Below are 20,996 nucleotides of genomic sequence, written 5' to 3'. Positions count from 1 at the left end.
CACAAAGCATATGAATTATGTTAGGATACAATATATTAGGAGGATAACATGAAGTTTTCAAAAGAAGATACGCAAAAGGTAAAAGGCGTGGCAATTATATTTATGCTCATACATCATTGTTTTTTGAGTCCTGACAGATATAAGGGTAAAGTGGTTGATTTTCAGCCGTTTCAGGAATGGATAGTAAATGATGTGGCTTTGGCAATGAAGATATGCGTGGCAATGTTTGTGTTTTTAAGTGCATATGGAATTGCATTGTCATTGAAAAGAGTCAATAGTGAATTTATGCTGTCAAAAAAAGAAATATCAAATGCTGTCATAAAAAGATATGTGAAACTGATTACAGGATTTATCTTTGTATTTTTACTGTTACAAATATATTCTATAATTACGGGACAGGGATGGTACACTCATGTGTATGGTAAGGAGACCATCGGTGTTTTATATTTTTTTATTGATATGCTTGGGCTGGCACAATTTTTTCAGACACCGACCTTTATATCGACTTTCTGGTATATGTCATTGGCACAGATTATCATCTGGGTGGTGCCGGTTATGATATGGTTATATAAAAAATTTGGAGGCATGGTCGCGCTGGGAATTTCCGCCACATTTTCTATGCTGTTTCCAATAAAGACGGCGAATACTGCCGCATCGAAAACATATGTATTTTTCCCGATATATATTGTGTGTATTGTAGTGGGAATTATTGCGGCAGATAAAGATTTGATAGTAAAAATGAAAAAATATAATCCTATAAAACGGATTCCGGCGTTAGGAAAACTTTTAAAGTGTATTGCTTATTTAATTGCAATTATAATTATATTATATTTCAGACATAAAACCAGATTGACTACGCTGTTACCGATATGGGAGGGGATTGTAACTTTACTTGTTATAGCATTTATTTTTGAATATATGAATGGAATACCGGGAATTAAAAATATTTTGAGCCTGCTAGGCAAACATTCTATGAATATCTTTCTGATTCACAGTTTTATAAGAATGGCATGGTATTATGATTTTATTTATAGTTTTAAAAATGCATATTTAATTGTTGCAGTTTTATTAACAACGTCTCTTTGTGCTTCTTTTATCATAGAATTTATCAGAAAGGTTATTGGCTTTGATAAAGGGGTAAGTTGGCTGATGCATAAAATGAGAATAGATTGATTCTTCAGAAGGGAGTATTATTTTTATGGAAAGTTATTCTTATGGTGAAAATGGAATTAGGATAAAAAGAAATCTTCCTTATGTAACCATTGTTGTTATCATTGTTAATGTTTTGATATTTTTGGGAATGGAAATTATAGGAAGTACAGAAGATACCATGTTTTTATATTCTCATGGCGCTATGTATTGGCCGGGAGTTTTTGAAGATGGTGAGTGGTACAGGCTGATTACGCATATGTTTATCCATTCGGGTCCGGAGCATATTTTGAATAATATGTTTATGCTTGGTATTTTAGGGTACCAGTTAGAGAGAGAATATGGTCCCATAAAATATTTTATTACATATATGGTTTGTGGCGTAGGCGGTGCGCTGTTATCTGCATTTGTTGAAATGCGAATGAATGAAGCGCCTGTCAGCATTGGTGCGTCTGGAGCAGTCTTTGGAATATTCGGCGTATTGCTGGTAATGATTTTTGTGAATAGGAGAAATCAGGGACAGGTATCTGCGCCAAGACTAATCATATTGTTTGTGTTGATGGTCTTTGGTAATATGGAAGAAGGTGTGGATTGGATGGCACACCTTGGTGGAGCGCTGATTGGCGTTATTATGGCATTTATATTATACAGACCCCAAAAGAGAGATTACATAGGAGGTTATTATGGATAATTGTATTTTTTGTAAAATTGCAGCAGGAGAAATTCCGGCTCTGACATTGTTTGAGGATGAAGATGTTAAAGTGATATTTGATGCAGGCCCGGCAACAAAGGGACATGCACTCGTTATTCCAAAGGCGCATGCAGCGAATGTTTTTGAGATTTCAGATGAACTTTTGGCAAAAGCTCATGTTGTTGCAAAAAAAGTGGCAATAGCGTTAAAGGAGGCAACAGAGTGTGAGGGGGTAAATATTTTGCAAAATAATGGTGAGATGGCTGGACAGTCTGTATTCCATCTGCATATTCATGTGATTCCGAGATATGAAGGAGATACGGCAAATATCAAATGGATTCCGGGTGAACAGGATGTGGAATATTTAAATGGATTGATACGGAAAGTTACAAATATCTTAAAATAAAAAATGGAGCTATGCTCCATTTTTTATTTTAAGATATTATGAATCAAATCTGTTATTTTTTCTACGCCACCTGTACCGGAGGCAGTTTCCATCGCATGAATATATTTAGCTTTATTATCAAATACTTTATGTACAGTTAAAATAAGGTCATCTTTGGTTGCGATATCTTCGTCTAATACTTCACTAAAACCCTGTTTCTTATAAGATTTCGCATTTAAAATCTGGTCTCCACGGCTTACTTTAGCAGATAATGGAATTAAGATATTTGGTTTCTTTAGTGCTGAAATTTCACAAATAGAATTGGCGCCGGCTCTTGATATAATTAAATCTGCCATAGCAAAAAAGTCTTTCATTTCTTCACTAATATATTCAAATTGTGCATATCCCTGTAGATTCAGAAGAGATTCATCAATTTTTCCTTTTCCGCATAAATGTGCAATCTGAAAATCTCTAAGTAATTCAGGTAATGCTTCTCTTACCAGGCGGTTTACATTTTCGGCTCCCAGACTACCGCCGGTAACCATAATAACAGGCTTATTTGCTGAGAAATTACATTTGTCAAGAGCAGTGATTTTATTTCCGGCAAACAATTCAGCACGAATTGGCGAACCGGTATGTACTGCTTTCTCACCTAAATGAGCTGCGGTTTCCGGAAAATTATGACAGACTTTGGTTGCTTTTTTGATGGCGAGTCTGTTTGCAAGACCGGGAGTCATATCAGACTCATGAATAATTACTGGGATTTTATATTTGTGAGCTGCAAAAACTACCGGAACGGATACAAATCCACCTTTTGAAAACACAACATCAGGTTGAAACTTCCTGATAATTTTTTTTGCCTGAAAGTATCCTTTTAAGACTCTAAATGGGTCGGAAAAGTTTTTCCAGCTAAAATATCTTCTAAGTTTACCGGAAGCTATGCCGACATAGTCAAGACCGGCATCCTCCACTAATTTTTGTTCCATTCCACCCTCAGAGCCAATATATTTTATTTGAAATCCTAAGTTTTTAAGGGAGGGAATCAATGCAATATTTGGTGTTACATGACCGGCGGTACCCCCGCCGGTTAAAATAATTTTTTTCATGATAATCTCCTCATCACTATTTGAATCTAAATTTCTATATTCCAAAGTTACTGTTTGTATTCCTTGATTTTTTTCTTGATTGCAGAGGCAGCGTCGCCTTTTAATGTCATATTAATTAATTCTGTAGCATGGCTGATAGATTCCTCATCCTGCATAACAACGGACTTCGAAGTTCCGGTGTATGTTAATATTTGTCGTGAAGGTGTACCTACTACACTGTATGACATAATATTCCATCCTTCATAATCCCTCTTGGTGGAGAGCGCCATCTGTAAGTTTGCCATAGAGGAAATATCTAAATCTGTAGTAAAGCTGTTTTGAATGGCATCTAAAACTTTGTTGTAGTTTAAAAGTGTTGTGCCGCTTAATATTTTGTTCTCCATAGCTTTTAAGACTTTTACCTGATTCTTGTTTCTCTGCATGTCTCCATTGGCAAAGGAGTGACGCTCACGGGCATAGGTAAGCGCTGTATTTCCGTCCATTTTCATTTTGCCTTTTGTATAAGTATATGTCTTACGCTCCTTATTTTCCTCGCCATATGTGGCATAGGTTCTGGTGGAGAATGGCTGGTCTACGTTGACTGTAACGCCACCTAAAGCATCAATCAAATCCGCAAATCCTGTAAAGTTTAGTTTTACATAATGATAATCGCTTTCTTTTACATCGAATTTGTATAAATGTTGAAGTGTATCCATAAGTGCATCTACACCGTGGTGCCATTGAACCTCATAGCCCCATTGCCAGTCACTGGCAGTTAGGTCCTGATTACCATTATAAGCAATTCCATTTCCATATAGACCAATATGAGTCAATTTGTCATAGGATTCCGGCGCTACACTTTTTGCCTGTATCGGAACATAATAATCTCTCGGTGTTGAAACCATCAATATGGAGTATGTTTTTGGATTAATAACAGCTAAAATGTTTGTATCGGAACGGGTAAGGGTCTTTTCACCAAACTCACCGAACGTATCGGCAGCGGAAACAAATACAACAAACGGGTCATCAGATACTTTCTTTCCTGACATTCTAGGCAGGGGAGCCACTAAATAAATAAGCAGCGAAAGTATAATGATTACAATAATCGAAATGACTTTGCCACCGGTTTGCGCATTTTGGGATTTTTGTAATAGAAAAAGAACCAGTGCTAACAATATAATAAGAACAGCAATCAGTCCTGCTAAAATAGGTGCAGTAACAAAGGCTAGTCTCTTATATAGAACAAGACCGATAAATACAATAGAGAGAATAAGCTGTAGGATGACTAAAATTACACCAATTGCTTTTTTGTCTCCGGATTTACCGCGTTTGGAATTTCCTTTTGATACGTTTCTTGTCTCAGAGCTATAGCCATAGTAACCGGTTTTTGCTTCTGAAATTTTTTGTTTTTTGTTCATAAAAACCTCCAAGTCTTTTGTTATCAGATTTCCCATATGAATGAAATTTATGTTTCATCTATTAAACGTAATTAAAACATAAATTATTGAACAAACTAAGAATAAATTGTATACATCAGCGCTTAGGAAGATACAATCTAAATAAAATCGCAGAGTTGTCCCTCAATAAGCGTGTGCTAATTATACTACATAATTTTGAAAAAACAAATAGCAACATATTTGGCAGTGGCGGAAATAACGCGTTTAATTGACAAATAGTACCTGCTTTGGTAAAATTATGATAAATTGTGAGCTGGTGTTGTATTCAGAAATATGGTACAAACCGGCTTATTAGTTATTAAGAGAAATTTTTCGTCTTGTATTTCAGAAAAAAGAGGGAATACAGGCATGTCTGATTAACACATCAGGAGGCAGAAATGAGAAAATCAAGAGCGTTTAGAAGAATCATGTTTTTGTTGCTTCTCGCATTAGTTATTATCGCCCAGACAATGATATTCTGGTATTTCTGGAATCATTATTATAGTCAGGGGATGTCGAGGGAGTTCTTCTTCAAAGGACATATTGTGCTGCTTTTTGTTTATGCACTTATGTTTACCATATTTAGTAATGTGTATGGTGCATTTAAATTAGGCAGTCTTCAATATTCAAATCTGGTATTTTCCCAGATTCTTGCACTGTTTTTTACGAATTTGATTATGTATTTGCAGATATCAATGCTCACATTGGAGCTGGTAAACCCGGCGCCGATAATAGGTATGAGTTTTGATAACTTACTCTGTTGTTTGATTTGGTGTGGTCTGGCTATGGGCACATATAAATGGATGTACCCGCCAAAAGATATGCTTTTAATATATAGCGACAGGGACCCTGATAATCTGGTAAACAAAATTGAGACTAGAAAAGATAAATATATTATTAAAGATTCCATTCATTGTGATGAAGATTCAGAAAAATTGCAGGAAGCTATTTTGAATCATCAGGCCGTTTTATTGTGTGATATTCCAAGTGGACAGAGAAATCAGATTGTAAAAGACTGCTACATGCATGACAAGAGAGCATATATTACACCGAAACTGTCTGATATTATTATTACCGGTGCAAATCAAAATACATTGTTTGACTCACCGTTGCTGGTGACAAAAAATAAAGGTCTTAAATGGGAACAGGCTTTTGTTAAGCGGTTTATGGATATTATCATTGCGCTGATATTATGCATTCCTACGATTGTTGTTACATTGCTTGTTGCTATAGGTAATTTAATATGGGATAGAGGTCCTATATTTTATACACAGCCGAGATTGACCAAAGATGGAAAAGTCTTTAAAATATTAAAATTTCGGAGCATGAAGGTAAATTCAGAGAAAGATGGCGCAAGGCTTGCCGCAAAAAATGATAACCGCATTACTAAAGTCGGAAGAGTTCTAAGAGCTACACACCTGGACGAGCTTCCTCAGGTTTTTAATATTTTAGTTGGACAGATGTCCGTTGTAGGTCCGAGACCGGAGAGACCTGAGATTGCGGCAGAGTATGAGCAGGAAATTCCAGAGTTTAGGTTTAGGCTCAAAGTCAAAGCCGGACTTACGGGATACGCGCAGGTTTATGGAAAATATAATACAACACCATATGATAAATTAAAATTGGATATGTATTATATACAGCATTATAAAATGTGGACAGATGTTCAGTTGATTCTTATGACCTTTAAAATAATGTTTATGAAGGACAATACAGAAGGCGTGAATGCGGACCAGAAAACTGCGATTATTGAAAAGAAATAGGTGAACGACATGACAGAAAACTATTCAGTATTAATGTCAGTTTATTATAAAGAAAAACCGGAATATTTAAAAGCCGCCATAGACAGTATATTAAATCAGACTGTAAAAACAAATGATTTTGTACTGGTCTGTGACGGTGCATTGAACGAAGGCCTGAATAAAGTGATTGCAAGATATGCAGCAGATTATTCAGGCCTATTCAACGTTTATAGGTTAAATCACAATATGGGACTGGCAAAGGCATTAAATAATGGAATTTTACAATGTAAGAATGAGTATATAGCACGAATGGACAGTGATGACATTAGTGCACCGGACAGAATGGAAAAACAGTTACGCATTATCAGAAAAAAAGATGTTCACATTGTGGGTTCGAACATTGTTGAATTTACAGGGGACATTTCAAATACAAAAACCAGCAGAATTGTTCCTGAAAATAATAAAGATATTATAAGTTTTGCGAAAAAGAGGAGTCCATTTAATCATCCATCAGTCATGTATAAAAAATCTGCAGTGGTGGATGCAGGTTTTTATGATGACTATCGGTTTTTTGAAGATTATAATTTATGGGTAACCATGCTTCACAAAGGATATCAGGGATATAATATTCAGGAGATACTTTTATATATGAGAGGCGGAGAGGATATGTATCAAAGAAGAGGCGGTCTCTCCTATGTAAAGTGCATTATAAGATTTAAGAGACATTTAAGAAAAATAGGCTTTATAGGAATGGGAAGTTTTTTGTTTAGCACAGTGGCTCATTCAGTGGTAAGTATTGTTCCAAATGATGTTAGAACGTTTATTTATTCAAAACTTTTAAGAAAAGGAAATAAATAATGAAGAAAAGCATATTAAAAATATTTTTTAAGCCCTTGTCGCTGGTGAATAAAATGATAAAAAAGGATAAAAATTTAATATTTTTTTATTCCAATCTGGGATTTAGAGATAATGTAAGAGCTTTTTATGATTATCTGATTCAAAATGGGTATAACAGGGATTATAAAATTGTTGTAAGTATCAATGATTATAAGGATTATGTAAACCATGAACCCGAAAACGTTTTATTTCTAGATAATAAGAGTGGTATCAAGTATTTTATCAAGGCAAAATATGCATTTTATTGTTTTGGTAAATATCCTATTAAACCATCCAAAAGACAGATGGTTATAAATCTCTGGCATGGTATGCCTTTGAAAAGAGTAGGAAATATGGAACAGGGCTTAGAACATATTGATTATAATTATTTCACAAAAATCATATCTACTGCTGAAATATTTAACCCTATTCTTATGAAATGTTTTAATTGTGACAGTAAACAGGTTATTATTACAGGACAACCTAGAAATGACGAGATGTTTCGCATAAATCCGATTTTAGACAATTCTGTGAGGCGTGGGGCAGAAAAGGTTATTTTATGGCTTCCTACATTTAGAGAGGAGCAAAAAAAATTTCCGGTTTCTATTTTAGATGAAAGTCAGGCGGACATATTAAATGAAATATTAAAAGAACATAACACCAGGTTAATAATTAAAATACATCCATTACAGCAAATTTCAGGAGAATTAAAAAAATATTCTTATATTGAATTTATAAATCAGGAACAGTTAAACAGAGCGCAGATTACTGTATACGGATTGCTTCGGGCAAGTGATGCTCTGATTACAGACTATTCTTCTGTTTATTTTGATTATATGATGCTAAACAGACCGATAGCGTTTACTGTGGATGATATAGAACAATATAGGTGTGAGAGAGGATTTACTTTTGACAATCCATATGAGTATATGCCGGGAGCAAAATTAAAGACCAATGAGGAATTAGAAACGTTTATTTTAAATGTGATAAATGGCGTGGACGAGTTTAAAAAGGATAGGGAGAATCTGAATTACAGGATTCATAAATATAATGATGGAAACAGTGCAGAACGTATCGCAGAATTTGTTTTCGGGAGACAGGATAAATGAAGAAAATAAAAGATTTTTTGAGAGCCTTAATGTTGTTATATAAGAGGCTACTCTATTTTGTCGCAAGGATTACGAGTAAAATAGATGAAAAGACCGTTGTCTTTGAGGCGTTTCAGGGCAGGAGCGTGGCGTGCAGCCCCAAGGCATTATATGAAGAAATGTTAAGAAATCCCCATTATAGTGAGTTTACGTTAATATGGTCACTGCGCGATACGGATAGAGAAGATATGTCTCAGGCACAGAAGGTTCAGCTTGTAAAGTTTGAGAGCTATCGTTATTATAAAGCTTTGGCAACAGCGAAATATTGGATTTTCAATTCGAATCCGAGACCATTTTTGAAACCGGGTAGAAAGAGAATTTTCGTTCAGACATGGCATGGAACTCCGTTAAAAAAGATTGGATGCGATGTTACCAAGTCGGGAAATGCTATGACAAAGGTTTCTGATATTCAGAAGATTTATATAACAGAGGCAAAAAAGATTACATTTATGATATCGCCTTCGGAGTATTGTACCGAAAAGTTTATTTCGGCGTTTCATTTGAAAGAAGAGAAAAAAGAAAACTGTGTGTTGACGACGGGATATCCTAGAAATGACTATTTATATAGAGTTACAGATAAAGAGATAGAAAATCTGAAAGAAGAGTTTGGTATCAAAAAGGATAAGAAGGTAGTTTTGTACGCACCTACGTTTCGGGATAATAAATATAGTGCCAAGGAAGGGTTCCGATTAGAAAATCATTTGAATTTTGATAAGGCAAGAGAGACATTGGGAGATGATTATGTAATATTATTTCGAGCACATTACTTTATTTCACAAAAAATGGATTTCAGCAATTACCGTGGGTTCGTAATTGATGTATCTAAGGTGGAGGATGTGAACCAATTATATGTTATCAGTGATGTTCTAATAACGGATTACTCTTCCGTATTCTTTGATTACGCAAACTTAAAACGTCCGATTATCTTTTTTATGAGTGATTATGAGGAATATAAAAATCAGTTGAGGGATTTCTATTTAGATATAAAGGAATTGCCGGGAAAAGTGACGAGAGAGCAGGAAGAGGTATTTGAGGCAATAAAAGAAGTCTCAGATACTTTTGTGCCTGATGAAAAATATAGGGAATTTAATTCTAAGTTTAACTATTTAGATGGTCCGGATACAAGTAGAAAAGTTTTGGAGAGAATAATTGAAAATGCTGTGGTGGGAGAGTAAAACAATCACTCTCCCACCACAGCATTTGCAAATCCGGCCCAATATTCAGTTACTTTTCCAATAAACTTTACTTCATCAAATTCGGATTCACCGAGAGTCCGTCTTACTTCTCTCTGATAAAAATTCTCTGTGCGCTTGGTCACAAAGGGTAACTCATACCAGACAAGAATCCTTATCTGCTTTGGAAGATGATTGAAAAACTCCTTATAAGATTCGTCTTTAAACGCAGTTGCTAAAACAGTTATGTCTGTGGAAAAGTAATTTACATTATCAAGATACTCTTTCAATTCTTCAAGTACATTATGACTGTTGGCGTTTGTATTCACACAGATGAGTGTCTGCGTTTTATAATTTTTTAAGGTGTTAAATGCGATAGGCATGTCTTGTTTTTTAAAAATTGTATCTACAATACGCTCACAGGAATGTCCATCCTCTTTTTCGAGGCACCAGTCTTGCATTTCAATATATCGTTCGCTGTAGAACTCCAGGTATTGTTCAGGGTTTTGACAGATTGCCGTTAGAGATGTGGCTATCATTTCAACATCTGCTGTCACATATCCCGGTAGTTTTTTTATGGGAACATAAAGTCCCCGGTTTTTCTTATAATCTTTCAGGTCTGGCACATAAAATAGAATTGGACGTCCGGTTACTAAAAAATCAAAGAAAATGCTGGAATAATCTGAAATTAAAATATCTACAACAGATAAAAGTTCGTTCGTATCAATCGTAAAAGGAATCAGAATATCTTTAAAATCCGGGTCATCTTTTAATATTTTATACAAGAAGTAATGAACGCGAATATAAATTTTGTATTGATTTTGGTCGATACCGGCAGACATCTTATGAATTGTTTCTTTTAATTCTTCTACACTGTAATCCAGATTGTTATAGAGGGTTCCTTTCCATGTAGGGGCATACAGGATTATCTTCTTATTCGTATCCATGCCCAGAGCCTCTAAACGCTTATAGGTGACTGTTTTGCCGGCGGTTAAAACAGTATCAATTCTAGGGTATCCTAACTCTAATATTTTCCCCTGAAATAATCCGTCAAGCATATATGCGCGTTTGTACATGATATCTGTCATAAAACGGTTGGCGGATAATATATAGTCTGCCATAAGGAAATTTCTGGCAGGACCTCTGGCATTTTCCACGCACTCAATCGTATGCTCATATCCCATATATTTAGTAGGAACTCCATGCCAGGTATTTATGTAAACCTGTTCTTTGCGTTTCTCAAAATAGTAACCAAATGTAGAATTGGAAATAAGATACTGGCATGTGGCAAGATATTTATAATAGTCAGCAGATTCTCTCTCGACAATTATCACATTTTTATATTCAGAATATTCCTTTAAGTTATCAGAAGCGCTTTCTATATTTTCAATGGACCAGACATGAGTATAATGATGAGTGTCCGGATTATCTAAAAGAAAATTAAAAAGTGCTCTTGGATTATCTAAAATGCCAAGCCCTGAGAATGCTTCATAAAAAATAAAGTTTTCTTTTATAGGAAGAGAGAGATAATTGTAATATAGTTTTTTCCCCTTATCTTTTGGATTCATATGAACGGTCTGAACAATTTTTTTTGCAGTTCTTTTTAATTTTATTTTTGCACTATCTTTTATAGTGGGAGTGAATTTGTTCATAAAACACCTCTTAAATAATTTCTTCAAATTGTTTCATTGTTAAGTTATTGTAATCCCTGTAATCAAAAGAGCATGTAGGCACCTGACCTGCCAAAAAGGCTTCCATTCCCCGTTGAATTTCAGTTATTGAATTTCCTATAACAAGTTGTCCCTCGTGAATGAGAGAAGATGAAGCAGAATTAAAATTTGACATAATAATAGGAAGTTTTAGCAGTCTTGCCTCCAAAATAGATACAGGTTGCCCCTCATAGAGTGACGGAAGGATAAAACAATCACATTCTTTCATTAACATAAAAGGATTGTCCATATTTCCCGTCAGAATTACTTTGCCCTGCAGCTCTAATGTGGTAATGAGGGAATCTAATTCTTCTCTTAATGCTCCTTCCCCAATGATATATAAGCGTATATTGGGGTGTTTCTGATATACAAGGGAAAAAGCCTGAATCAGTGCAGCTTGATTTTTTTCCGGTGATAAACGTCCCATATTTACAAAAGAGATAAGCGATGAATCCAGTAACTCAGGAAAACCGCAGTCTTTAGCCGAGATTTCATTAAAAGATTCCTCAGCGCCCTCAATAACTCTGGCAAAGTTGGCTGCGTTTCTGACAAAGCAGCACTTTCTTTTTAAATCATTATAACCGATTTTTTCCAGATTAATATTCATAATATCTTCGGAACATCCAACAATTTTATCGTAAAACGGATAAGTAGAGAATACGACACGAAGTTCTCTTTTATGTGGTTTTTTAAATCTCCCAATGCGTTTTTGCCTGTCACTGGCTAAATCATTATGCTGCCAAATCAATTTTTTTGCATTTTTAGCACTTAAAAGCAATATGGAATAAAATGAGCCATAACCGGAATAGTCCACAACACTGTCAAACCGACTAATGCCGAAGCAGCGGACAAACTCCCGCTCATACATTTTCTTTGGATAAACATATTTCATCAGTGGAAAATTAAATCCAAAAATTCTGAGCAGATTACTTCTGAGTTTCTCTAAGCGTGTAGCAGGCACTTTTGATATGCTTGCAAAAACTCTGGCATTTGGATGAAAAGTACAAATCATTTCGCGACTGTCCCGGTGCCGGATACGACCGCCGAATACGGTCACGTCAAATTTATCGTAATCAATCAAATCTACCATAGTGCGGAGTGCGGTTGAAATACCATTCATTCTAAGACCGCCTCCAAAGAATAAAACTTTTTTCTTAATCGAATTATCACAAGAAATAATATGATAAGGTCTGCCGTTGGCGTTTGTTGTATGACCTTTCCATATAATATCTACAATACGTTCCGACACATTTCCATCGTCATAAGGACAGGAGAAGTTTTTTGCCTGTTTATAAACCTCTTCATATTTGTTAATAACTTTATCAATATTGTTAATAACTTCTGCAACCTTATTAACAGAAGTTAGTGCAGGTCCCGGAAGCTGCTTCGGTTCCAAGTAAAGTCCGCGATAGTCTTTGTATTTTTCCAAATCCGGAATGTAAAATATAATAGGTTTTCCGCTGGCAAGAAAGTCATAAAAAATACTTGAGTAGTCGGAAATCAGGATATCTGTCACACATAGAAGTTCGTTTGTGTCAATAAATGCAGGTATCAGCGTATCACTCAATGCTTCTGAATTTTTAAGAGCTTTATAAACTGCCTGATGAGGTTTTAGTAGAACCTGATAAGATTCAGTATCAATTTGAGACTCTAAGGTTCTTTTGAACTCGATATATTCATTTACATCAATTTCAGGGTGATAATAATCATTTCCCTTCCAGGTAGGTGCATATAAAATAATCTGTTTTTTTGTATCAAAGTCAATACCATATTTTTTTAGTAAATCAAATACGGATTTCTTATCCGTGTTTCTTAGACAATCATTTCGGGGATAGCCCTCTTCAATGATTTTTCCCTGATATAATCCCTGTAATTTATATTTTTCCAAATAAACGGAAGTAAGAAATGGGTTGGCAGAAAGAATATAATCTGCGGATAAAAAATTGCGAATTACATTGGAAATGGTGGCAGGGGAGTCGGGAATATCATATCCGAGACTTTTTATAGGGGTTCCATGCCATGTGTTTATATATATCTGTCCGGGTTTTTTGCAGTAATATTGTGGGAGTGAAACATTTGTCACAACATAGCCGGCGCTGGCAAGATATTTCAAATGGTCTGTGCTGTGCCTTCTCACAAAAAGTATATTTTTATTATTAAAATACTTTTCCGTAACCGGTTCGTTTTCAACGCGTTCTTCTAAAACCCAGACATGGATAAAATCGGAAAAATCTTTGTCGGTTATGAGTTGACGAAAAATTGCATAAGGGTTGCATAATAGTCCCCGGCCAAAATAAGAATCATATAAAATAACATTTTTTTCAATTTCCAGTTGAATATAATATTTAGCATATTTAGTGCGGCGGTTTTCTTCAACAATGCTGCCTGCAGCCTTTTTCAATCTTTTTATTATGCTCATAGGAACCTCCGTAATTAAGATAATTGAATTATAGTATAATGTGTTCTGATTTTCAAATATATATGTAGAGTTCATAGGAAGAATTAAAAAATCGTAAAAAGTTATTTAGAAAAGTTACAATATGTAAAAAATAATATAAAAACGTTTTTTTGACATTGAAATTGTTTGATGCATTTTCACGAAAAAATTAATAAGAATAGTAATAAAATGTCATATTTTTTATTCATATTGCCCAATTTTGCATAAAACTTTTTTTTGACTTGTGGCTAAAAAAAGTCAAATCTATAATTAAAGTAAGAAATAGATTTCGGAGGAAAACATATGCGTAAATTTATTAAAAAAGTATGCGGAATCGTTATGAGTATAGCTATGGTGGTTACAGTTTGCCCACAAGGACAGATTTTTTCCACAAGCGTATCAGCAGATACGATTCAGGAGGAACCATATAATTTATCTTATGGAAGACCGGTTTATGCCAGCTCTCAGAATGGAAACGACGGAGCAGAGCTTGCAGTGGACGGATTAGAGAATACCCGTTGGCAGGCAAAGAGTGAAGATACGAATGAATGGCTTTATGTGGATTTGGGAAAAGAAGCAGACATTGCTCATTTGTATATTCATTGGGAAGCTGCTTACGCAAAAGCTTATGAGATTCAGTTTTCTAATGATGAAGAAAACTGGAAGACCGTTTATACAAAAGGAAAGGCAACAAAGCCGGGAGAGGCAACAGGGCTTAAGATATCATACACAATCCAGAAAGTGGAAGATGGATATGCAACAATACAGGCAAATTGGGATTCTGTAGATGATGCAGTATATAAAGTGTGTGTGGATAGTGAAAATAATATTGCTCAGGCGCCGGACGGATATAAATTTTCAGGTCATGGTCCAAGTCAGGGGCAGATAAAACTTCCTGTAGGCAAACATAAATTAATTGTCTATGCATTGGATAAGACTACAAAGGAAGTTGTCGGACAGGGAACATTGGAAGGTGAATTTACTGAGGATGCCACAGAAAAACCGGAGACAACAGAGGAAGTGACTACAAAGCAGCGCGAAGACAATATTACTTTTGACAATCTTTCAGAGGCACAGAAAAAGGCTAGATATGTGAGAATTGTTGTAACTGAAAGAGCAATGAGTGCATATGGATGCTCTATGTATGAATTTCAGGTATATGGAGATAATGGTGTGAGAAAGCGTCCGGCAAATTATGGAACAAATCTTGCATTAAATAAAGAGGTTACCTGTTCAGGCATAAGAGATGAATGGTGGATGAAGGATGAAAATGGAAATATCATGGAAAGTGCGTATAATAATGTAAAGGCAGAAAACGCAGTAGACGGTAATGCCAGCACTTCATTTACTTCTTATCAGGGAGATGACCAGTGGATTTATGTAGATTTAGGTCAGGAATATACAATTGGACGTGTTATTATAAATTGGAATGCAGATGCAGGAAAGATATATGATGTTTTAGTTTCCAGCGATGCAAAAAATTGGACAACAGTTCACCGTGTTCAAAAAGGTTATGCTTATAAGCAGGATAATTTTACATTATATCAACAGAATGTAAGATATGTAAAAGTGCTTGGATATACGAAAGTAGAGAGTGGAAGCGGTATCGGAATATATGAACTTTCTGTTTATGAATATAAGGAGGGAGACAGCAAAGAAAATGAGACAATTTCTGACCTTCCACAACAGGAAATTATAAAGAGTGCAAACGGAAAAGGTTCGTATGTCAGTGGAGAAATTTATAACGAAAAAAATAAACTTCCAACATTTGTGAATGAGGAAAACATAAAAGCACCGGTGGATTCTAACAGTTGGTGGTCATCTGTAATGGTTCAGAAGTATAGTAATCTTTTATGCGCGACACCATTGAAAGCTGGATTTTCCACAAAGGGTCTGGGTGTACTTCTTGCCACATCAGGCTGGGTAGGAACAAGAACGGAAAATGACCTTGGAACAGACCAGAGCTCAGAAACCGGAAGAGATTTTTATATTGCACCTGAAAAATTCGATGCGGATTCGGGATATGACAGGGCGGAGAAACATGGGGATTATTCTGTTCAGATTGGTCTTATGGACGAGGATGCGCTTCAGATGAAATCCACAATCGTAAAAGGTTCTCCATACATATTTAATGAGTTTTGTGACAATACAGTTGCTTTTATAAGCGGTCAGAGTATTACAGATATTTACGATGGAAACGGAAATAAGATTTTAGAGAGTAAGGGGGATACAATTACTACAGACCATATTGCCTTTAAGTCAGTTGATGAAGAAAATACAAAGGCAGGAAATGATGGCTCTTACTTTGAAGTGAATGTCCCTCAGGGAACTACATTTAAAGTTATGATTGGAAAGTCCAATTATAAAATTAAGGTTTCTTTCCCATCAGCAAAAGAAAATTATATGTCTGTGGCAGCAATGAGAGATTTAAAAGATATCGATAATTACTATAAACATGGATATGCTTTTGTTACAGATACACATGTTGATTATTCGTATAATCATGATAATTCAAAGATTATTACAAAATATGTGGCGACGACAGAAGTAAAGAGAGAAGGATTTTCTGATATTACTATGCATTGTTTGTTCCCGCATCAGTGGAAGCATAGTGCAGCAGCAGATACGCCGGCAGTTACTTATACATCTATCCGGGGAAATATGAAGTCTATCTGGGCAAATTCTTATGAGACAATACAACAGTTTTCCGGATTACTTCCTACTTTTGCAAAGCCGGAAAGCAGCATGATGAATACAGACGAGATGATTGATTACCTAAATCAGGTTGTCGCATCAAAAGAAAATACAAATCCGGTATCCGACGCATATTGGGAAGGAAAAAATGTTCATCCAATTGCTATCAGTGCATTGATGGCTGACCAATTAGGTGAAACAGAAATTAAGGATAAGTTATTAAAGAAATTAAAGAGCATTATGGTAGACTGGTTCAATTATGATGGAGGAGATGACAGATGTTATCTTATCTATAATAAGGACTGGGGAACAATTTATTATCCGGACAGCGCCTATGGTGCAAATGCCGCAATCTGTGACCACCATTTTACTTATGGTTATTTTATGTTTGGTGCAGCAGTGTTGGCAACATACGATAAAGAATTTTACAATGATTACAAAGATATGATTGAGCTTTTGGTTCGGGATTACGCAAATCCGATGGAACCGGAAGATGATGGAAATATGTTCTGTAAATTCAGAGCTTTTGACCAATATTCAGGACATTCTTGGGCAGGAGGATATGCAGACAGCGATTCCGGTAATAATCAGGAATCTGCATCCGAAGCGTTATTCAGCTGGGTAGGAATGTATCTCTGGGGAGAAGCTACAGAGAATGATACATATATTGATGCAGGAGCATACGGTTTTACGACCGAGATGGATGCAATAGAGCAGTATTGGTTTGATTATGATGAAGACAACTGGCTGGATGCATATCCGTTCCAGGCAGCAGGACAGATTTATGGCGCTTCCATGGGATATGGAACATATTTTGGAGGACAGCCGGTATATGTATATGGAATACAGTGGCTCCCAATCTCAGAATATTTGACAAATTACGGTATGAACCAGGAGAAATGCGCAAAGATATATCAGGGATTAGAAGATGATACACAATATGCCATTAATATAGAGACAAGACTTTTCCAGATTGACTTAGAAAATGGGGTTGACCCAGAAGAATCATGGCATAATCCGGAAAAATATGTGACACCGGACAATGGATGGCAGCATATCACATGGCCATTCCTTTCACAGACGGATTCCAAACGTGCATACGACAAGTTTAAGGAAAATGTATCCAAGGTTCAGGTGGAGGATAGAGCAAATACATTGTGGTTTATTGCGGCAATGGATGAGATTGGTCATAGGTCAAATGATTATATGATTGTTGGAAATATTCAGGGTTCTGTCTATGAAAAAGATGGAGTGTATACGGCAGAGGTATGGAATCCTACGAGCAAGGCACAGACAGTCACAATTAAAAAAGCAGATGGAACGACAGTTGGAACTGCAAGCATCGGTTCTAAGGCAACAGTTTCATTTAAGATTGATACTGAAAATACATTTAAGATTGCACAGGTAGAAACACCACAAATTAAGGCAACTTCATTAAAGGATGGTGTAATTACAGAAAATGTAACAGGGACAAAGAGTTTTGATGATACACAGTTTGTGGAACTTTTATCAGAAGAAGGGGCGACTATCTACTATACAACAGATGGCACGGTTCCGACTACAGATTCTAATAAATATGAAGGCAAAATTTTAGTATCCAGTGATACAGTAATCAAGGCTATTGCTGTTAAGGATGAAGCCATTAATTCTGCCTATGCATCCGCAGCAATGAAAATCGATGGAGATATAGTACAGAGCAGCGAAAACCTGGCATTAGGTAAAGATGCGACAGCCTCTTCTGTGGAGGGAGACCAGAAGGCAGAAAATGCCGTAGATGGAAGCAGCTCCAGCAGATGGCAGGCAAAATCAGCAGATGATGAGTATCTTCAGGTTGATTTAGGAAGTGTTAGAAATGTAAACACAGTAAAACTTATCTGGGAAGCCGCTTATGCAGAAAAATATGAGATACAGGTATCTGTAGATGGAGAAAACTGGACTACAGTTGCGGTTGAGAACGGCAGAGTAGGTGAGATTACATCAAGTTTTGCAGCAGTACAGGCTCAATATGTGAGAATGCAGGGCGTTAAGAGAGGTACACAGTATGGATATTCGATTTACGAGATGGAAGTCTATGGTGCACTAAAAGCAGAGGCTCCGGTTGTCTCACCGATGAGTGGAATCTATACGGAATCGCAGACGGTTACAATGTCTACAACGGTAAAGGGAGCTGAAGTAAAATATACATTAGATGGTTCCGTACCGACAGAAAATTCAGCTACGTTTATTGAACCGATTAAATTAGATAAATCTACAATTGTTAGAGCTGCAACTTATAGAAAAGGAATGATTTTATCAGATGTAACAGAGTCTGAGATAATAATTTCAGGAACGATTGCATTAAATGTAACATCCGCAAAACTTGCCATAGACAGAACAGTTCAGTTGGCAGCGTTGACTGACAGTACAGTAACATGGGAGAGCAGTGATAATGATGTTGCAATTGTAGACGAAAACGGACTGGTAACAGGAAAGAAACCGGGAAATGCTACGATAACTGCAAAAACAGCAGAAGGAAAGACGGCTGCGTGCAGCATTACGGTTACAGAACCGGTACATATTTCTTCGATTAGTATTCCAGAGACGCTTACGATGAGAAATAAAACGTCAGAGACGTTAAAACTTGAAATTAATCCGAAAGATACAACAGATGATACAACTGCTGTATGGAGTACAAGTGATGAACATGTTGCCATTGTAAATGAGGCAGGAACCGTTTCGGCAAAAGGCGAAGGTGAAGTGGATATTACCGTAAAGGTAGGAAAGCATATAGCAACATGCCATGTTATTGTAGGACCGGCGGCTACAAATGAAGAGATGGTTTCCAATATAAAATATAATTTGGCATTAAATAAGAGTTTTGTAGTAAGTCCGGGTGTTGCTGAAGGTGAGGAAAAATGTATTACAGATGGTAAACTCACAGCAGGCGGAACACACTGTGCTTTATCTACCGGATGGGGATATACAGGAGAAAGTTATGTAGTAATTGATTTAGGCGATAAATATGATGCGTCTACAATTGATGAGATTTTGGTACAGTATAAAGATAAAAATGATAACGATACGGTTGTTGGAAAGAATTATAGCATTGCTTATTCCGCAGACGGAGAAAACTTTAATACTGTATATGAGTCGGGAACAGTATCAGAAAATGATATGGATAAGGATAATTGTATCGCAACAGACGTTTCCGGAAATACAGGTGCGGTGAGATATGTCAAAGTATATTATCCTACAACTCCTACATATGGAATACAGATATGTGAAATTGCGGTACTCAGTACAGAGCAGAATGCTAAGTTGTATGAAGAAAATATTGTTGTCAGTGATTCCCTTGAAATTCTTGGCTATCAGATAAGCCATAGAGCATTTGATGGAGAAGGCGGAATTAGAGTGTTGGCAGCTGTTGAGCCGACAATTAATGACAAGAAGGTTACTGAATGGGGATTTGTGTATGGTGTTTCCAGTGTCGGTAACAAGGATATGGGCATTAAAGACAGCGATATGCTTGTAGGCGTAAATAACAAATATATTGCAACATACAAATCCACTGAATTGGGAACTTTATCTTCTAATCTGGGTGGCTCAGAGACCTGCAAAAACTATGTGCGCACAATGTCATTTGGCAACACAAACAGTTTGGCAATGAGTGCAGAATATAAAGTAAGAGCTTATGCCGTATTGGAAGATGGAAGTTATGTGTATAGTACAATTGATGAATACTCAGTCTATGAAGTGGCAGATTATATTTATCAAAATAAACTTGTTAATTTGACGGAAGCATATGATTTCTTATATGATAAAATTCTCACAGTAGTAAATAAAGATTATAAAAAGTTAGAATTTGACAAGAATAATCATGTATTAGTAAAATAATAATATTCTGTCAGAGAAGAAATCCCTTTGATAGCAATTAATGACATTGTTATCAAAGGGATTTCTATTTGAAAATATTTGTTATTAAATTTTTCATGGTTTGACCATTATGACAATTTACATTATAATGAAAGTTAATGAAAAAATAGTCATGGGAAAAACTTCCATAGACGAAAAAGGAGATTAAAGTGAAGAGAGTTATAACGTATGGAACGTTTGATATGCTTCATTATGGGCATATTAATTTATTAAGAAGAGCAAAAGAATTAGGTGATTATCTTGTAGTCGTTTTATCTACAGATGAGTTTAATTGGAATTCTAAACAGAAAAAATGTTATTTTACTTATGAGGAAAGAAAAAAAGTATTAGAAGCTATCAGATATGTGGACTTGGTCGTGCCGGAAGAAAATTGGGACCAGAAAGTTACAGATGTTCAGGATTATAAAATTGATACGTTTGTAATGGGAAATGACTGGGAAGGAAAGTTCGATTTCTTAAAAGATTATTGTGAAGTTGTTTACCTTCCAAGAACAGAAGGAATTTCTACAACACAGATTAAGACGGATTTAAATAACAAAGATATGAATTCTAAATAAGATTAA

The 20,996-nt window shown here is 35.8% G+C and carries 13 protein-coding genes; 9 read left to right on the top strand and 4 right to left on the bottom strand.

The window, feature by feature from the left end; genetic code table 11:
- Window positions 1–48 precede the first annotated feature (48 nt).
- From Q5O86_RS06700 to Q5O86_RS06690, 3 genes are read left to right on the top strand one after another with little or no spacing between them, the layout of a single operon-like run.
- Window positions 49–1,173: an acyltransferase gene (locus Q5O86_RS06700; protein WP_302626371.1), complete on the top strand. Its 1,125-nt coding sequence runs from the start codon at window positions 49–51 to the stop codon at window positions 1,171–1,173.
- Between the two features lie 25 nt (window positions 1,174–1,198).
- Window positions 1,199–1,840 carry a rhomboid family intramembrane serine protease gene (locus Q5O86_RS06695; protein WP_302626370.1) on the top strand — a complete coding sequence of 214 codons (642 nt, stop codon included), beginning with the start codon at window positions 1,199–1,201 and terminating at the stop codon, window positions 1,838–1,840.
- Window positions 1,833–2,246: an HIT family protein gene (locus tag Q5O86_RS06690; RefSeq protein WP_302626369.1), complete on the top strand. Its 414-nt coding sequence runs from the start codon at window positions 1,833–1,835 to the stop codon at window positions 2,244–2,246. Before Q5O86_RS06695 ends, Q5O86_RS06690 begins: the two co-directional genes overlap by 8 nt.
- Before the next feature lie 23 nt (window positions 2,247–2,269).
- Here the strand turns inward: Q5O86_RS06690 and Q5O86_RS06685 are convergent, their stop codons facing one another.
- Window positions 2,270–3,331 (bottom strand): undecaprenyldiphospho-muramoylpentapeptide beta-N-acetylglucosaminyltransferase, encoded by a 1,062-nt coding sequence (locus Q5O86_RS06685; RefSeq protein ID WP_302626368.1) that lies wholly within the window; start codon window positions 3,329–3,331, stop codon window positions 2,270–2,272.
- A 47-nt stretch (window positions 3,332–3,378) separates the two neighbouring features.
- Entirely contained in the window at window positions 3,379–4,728 is a 1,350-nt protein-coding gene (locus Q5O86_RS06680; protein ID WP_302626367.1) for an LCP family protein, read from the bottom strand.
- Between the two features lie 416 nt (window positions 4,729–5,144).
- On the opposite strand from Q5O86_RS06680, the gene Q5O86_RS06675 reads away from it, so the two are divergent.
- Genes Q5O86_RS06675 through Q5O86_RS06660 form a run of 4 tightly spaced genes read left to right on the top strand, consistent with a single transcriptional unit; the run spans window position 5,145 to window position 9,684 of the window.
- Window positions 5,145–6,506, top strand: a complete 1,362-nt coding sequence (locus Q5O86_RS06675) for an exopolysaccharide biosynthesis polyprenyl glycosylphosphotransferase (protein ID WP_302626366.1) — start codon at window positions 5,145–5,147, stop codon at window positions 6,504–6,506.
- A gap of 9 nt (window positions 6,507–6,515) precedes the next feature.
- Window positions 6,516–7,343 (top strand): glycosyltransferase, encoded by an 828-nt coding sequence (locus Q5O86_RS06670; RefSeq protein WP_302626365.1) that lies wholly within the window; start codon window positions 6,516–6,518, stop codon window positions 7,341–7,343.
- A 53-nt stretch (window positions 7,344–7,396) separates the two neighbouring features.
- The gene (locus Q5O86_RS06665) at window positions 7,397–8,470 is read left to right on the top strand and encodes a CDP-glycerol glycerophosphotransferase family protein (RefSeq protein WP_302626364.1); all 1,074 of its coding nucleotides are present in this window, start codon (window positions 7,397–7,399) and stop codon (window positions 8,468–8,470) included.
- Entirely contained in the window at window positions 8,467–9,684 is a 1,218-nt protein-coding gene (locus tag Q5O86_RS06660; RefSeq protein ID WP_302626363.1) for a CDP-glycerol glycerophosphotransferase family protein, read from the top strand. The genes Q5O86_RS06665 and Q5O86_RS06660 overlap by 4 nt, the downstream gene beginning before the upstream one ends.
- Before the next feature lie 5 nt (window positions 9,685–9,689).
- Here the strand turns inward: Q5O86_RS06660 and Q5O86_RS06655 are convergent, their stop codons facing one another.
- On the bottom strand, window positions 9,690–11,333 hold the full coding sequence (locus Q5O86_RS06655; RefSeq protein WP_302626362.1) for a CDP-glycerol glycerophosphotransferase family protein: 1,644 nt from the start codon (window positions 11,331–11,333) through the stop codon (window positions 9,690–9,692).
- A gap of 10 nt (window positions 11,334–11,343) precedes the next feature.
- Window positions 11,344–13,809, bottom strand: coding sequence for a glycosyltransferase (locus Q5O86_RS06650; protein WP_302626361.1), 2,466 nt, complete (start codon window positions 13,807–13,809; stop codon window positions 11,344–11,346).
- Between the two features lie 321 nt (window positions 13,810–14,130).
- Between Q5O86_RS06650 and Q5O86_RS06645 the strand changes: the two genes are divergently transcribed.
- Complete coding sequence (locus Q5O86_RS06645; protein WP_302626360.1) at window positions 14,131–20,394, top strand: discoidin domain-containing protein; 6,264 nt, start codon at window positions 14,131–14,133, stop codon at window positions 20,392–20,394.
- A gap of 188 nt (window positions 20,395–20,582) precedes the next feature.
- Window positions 20,583–20,990, top strand: a complete 408-nt coding sequence (gene tagD / locus Q5O86_RS06640) for a glycerol-3-phosphate cytidylyltransferase (protein ID WP_302626359.1) — start codon at window positions 20,583–20,585, stop codon at window positions 20,988–20,990.
- The last annotated feature ends 6 nt before the right edge of the window (window positions 20,991–20,996 follow it).

Source organism: uncultured Eubacterium sp. (assembly GCF_937958975.1).
Classification (GTDB): Bacteria; Bacillota; Clostridia; order Lachnospirales; family Lachnospiraceae; genus Eubacterium_G.
Note: the sequence above shows the minus strand (reverse complement) of the source record. Positions and strands in the feature narration are given on the sequence as shown.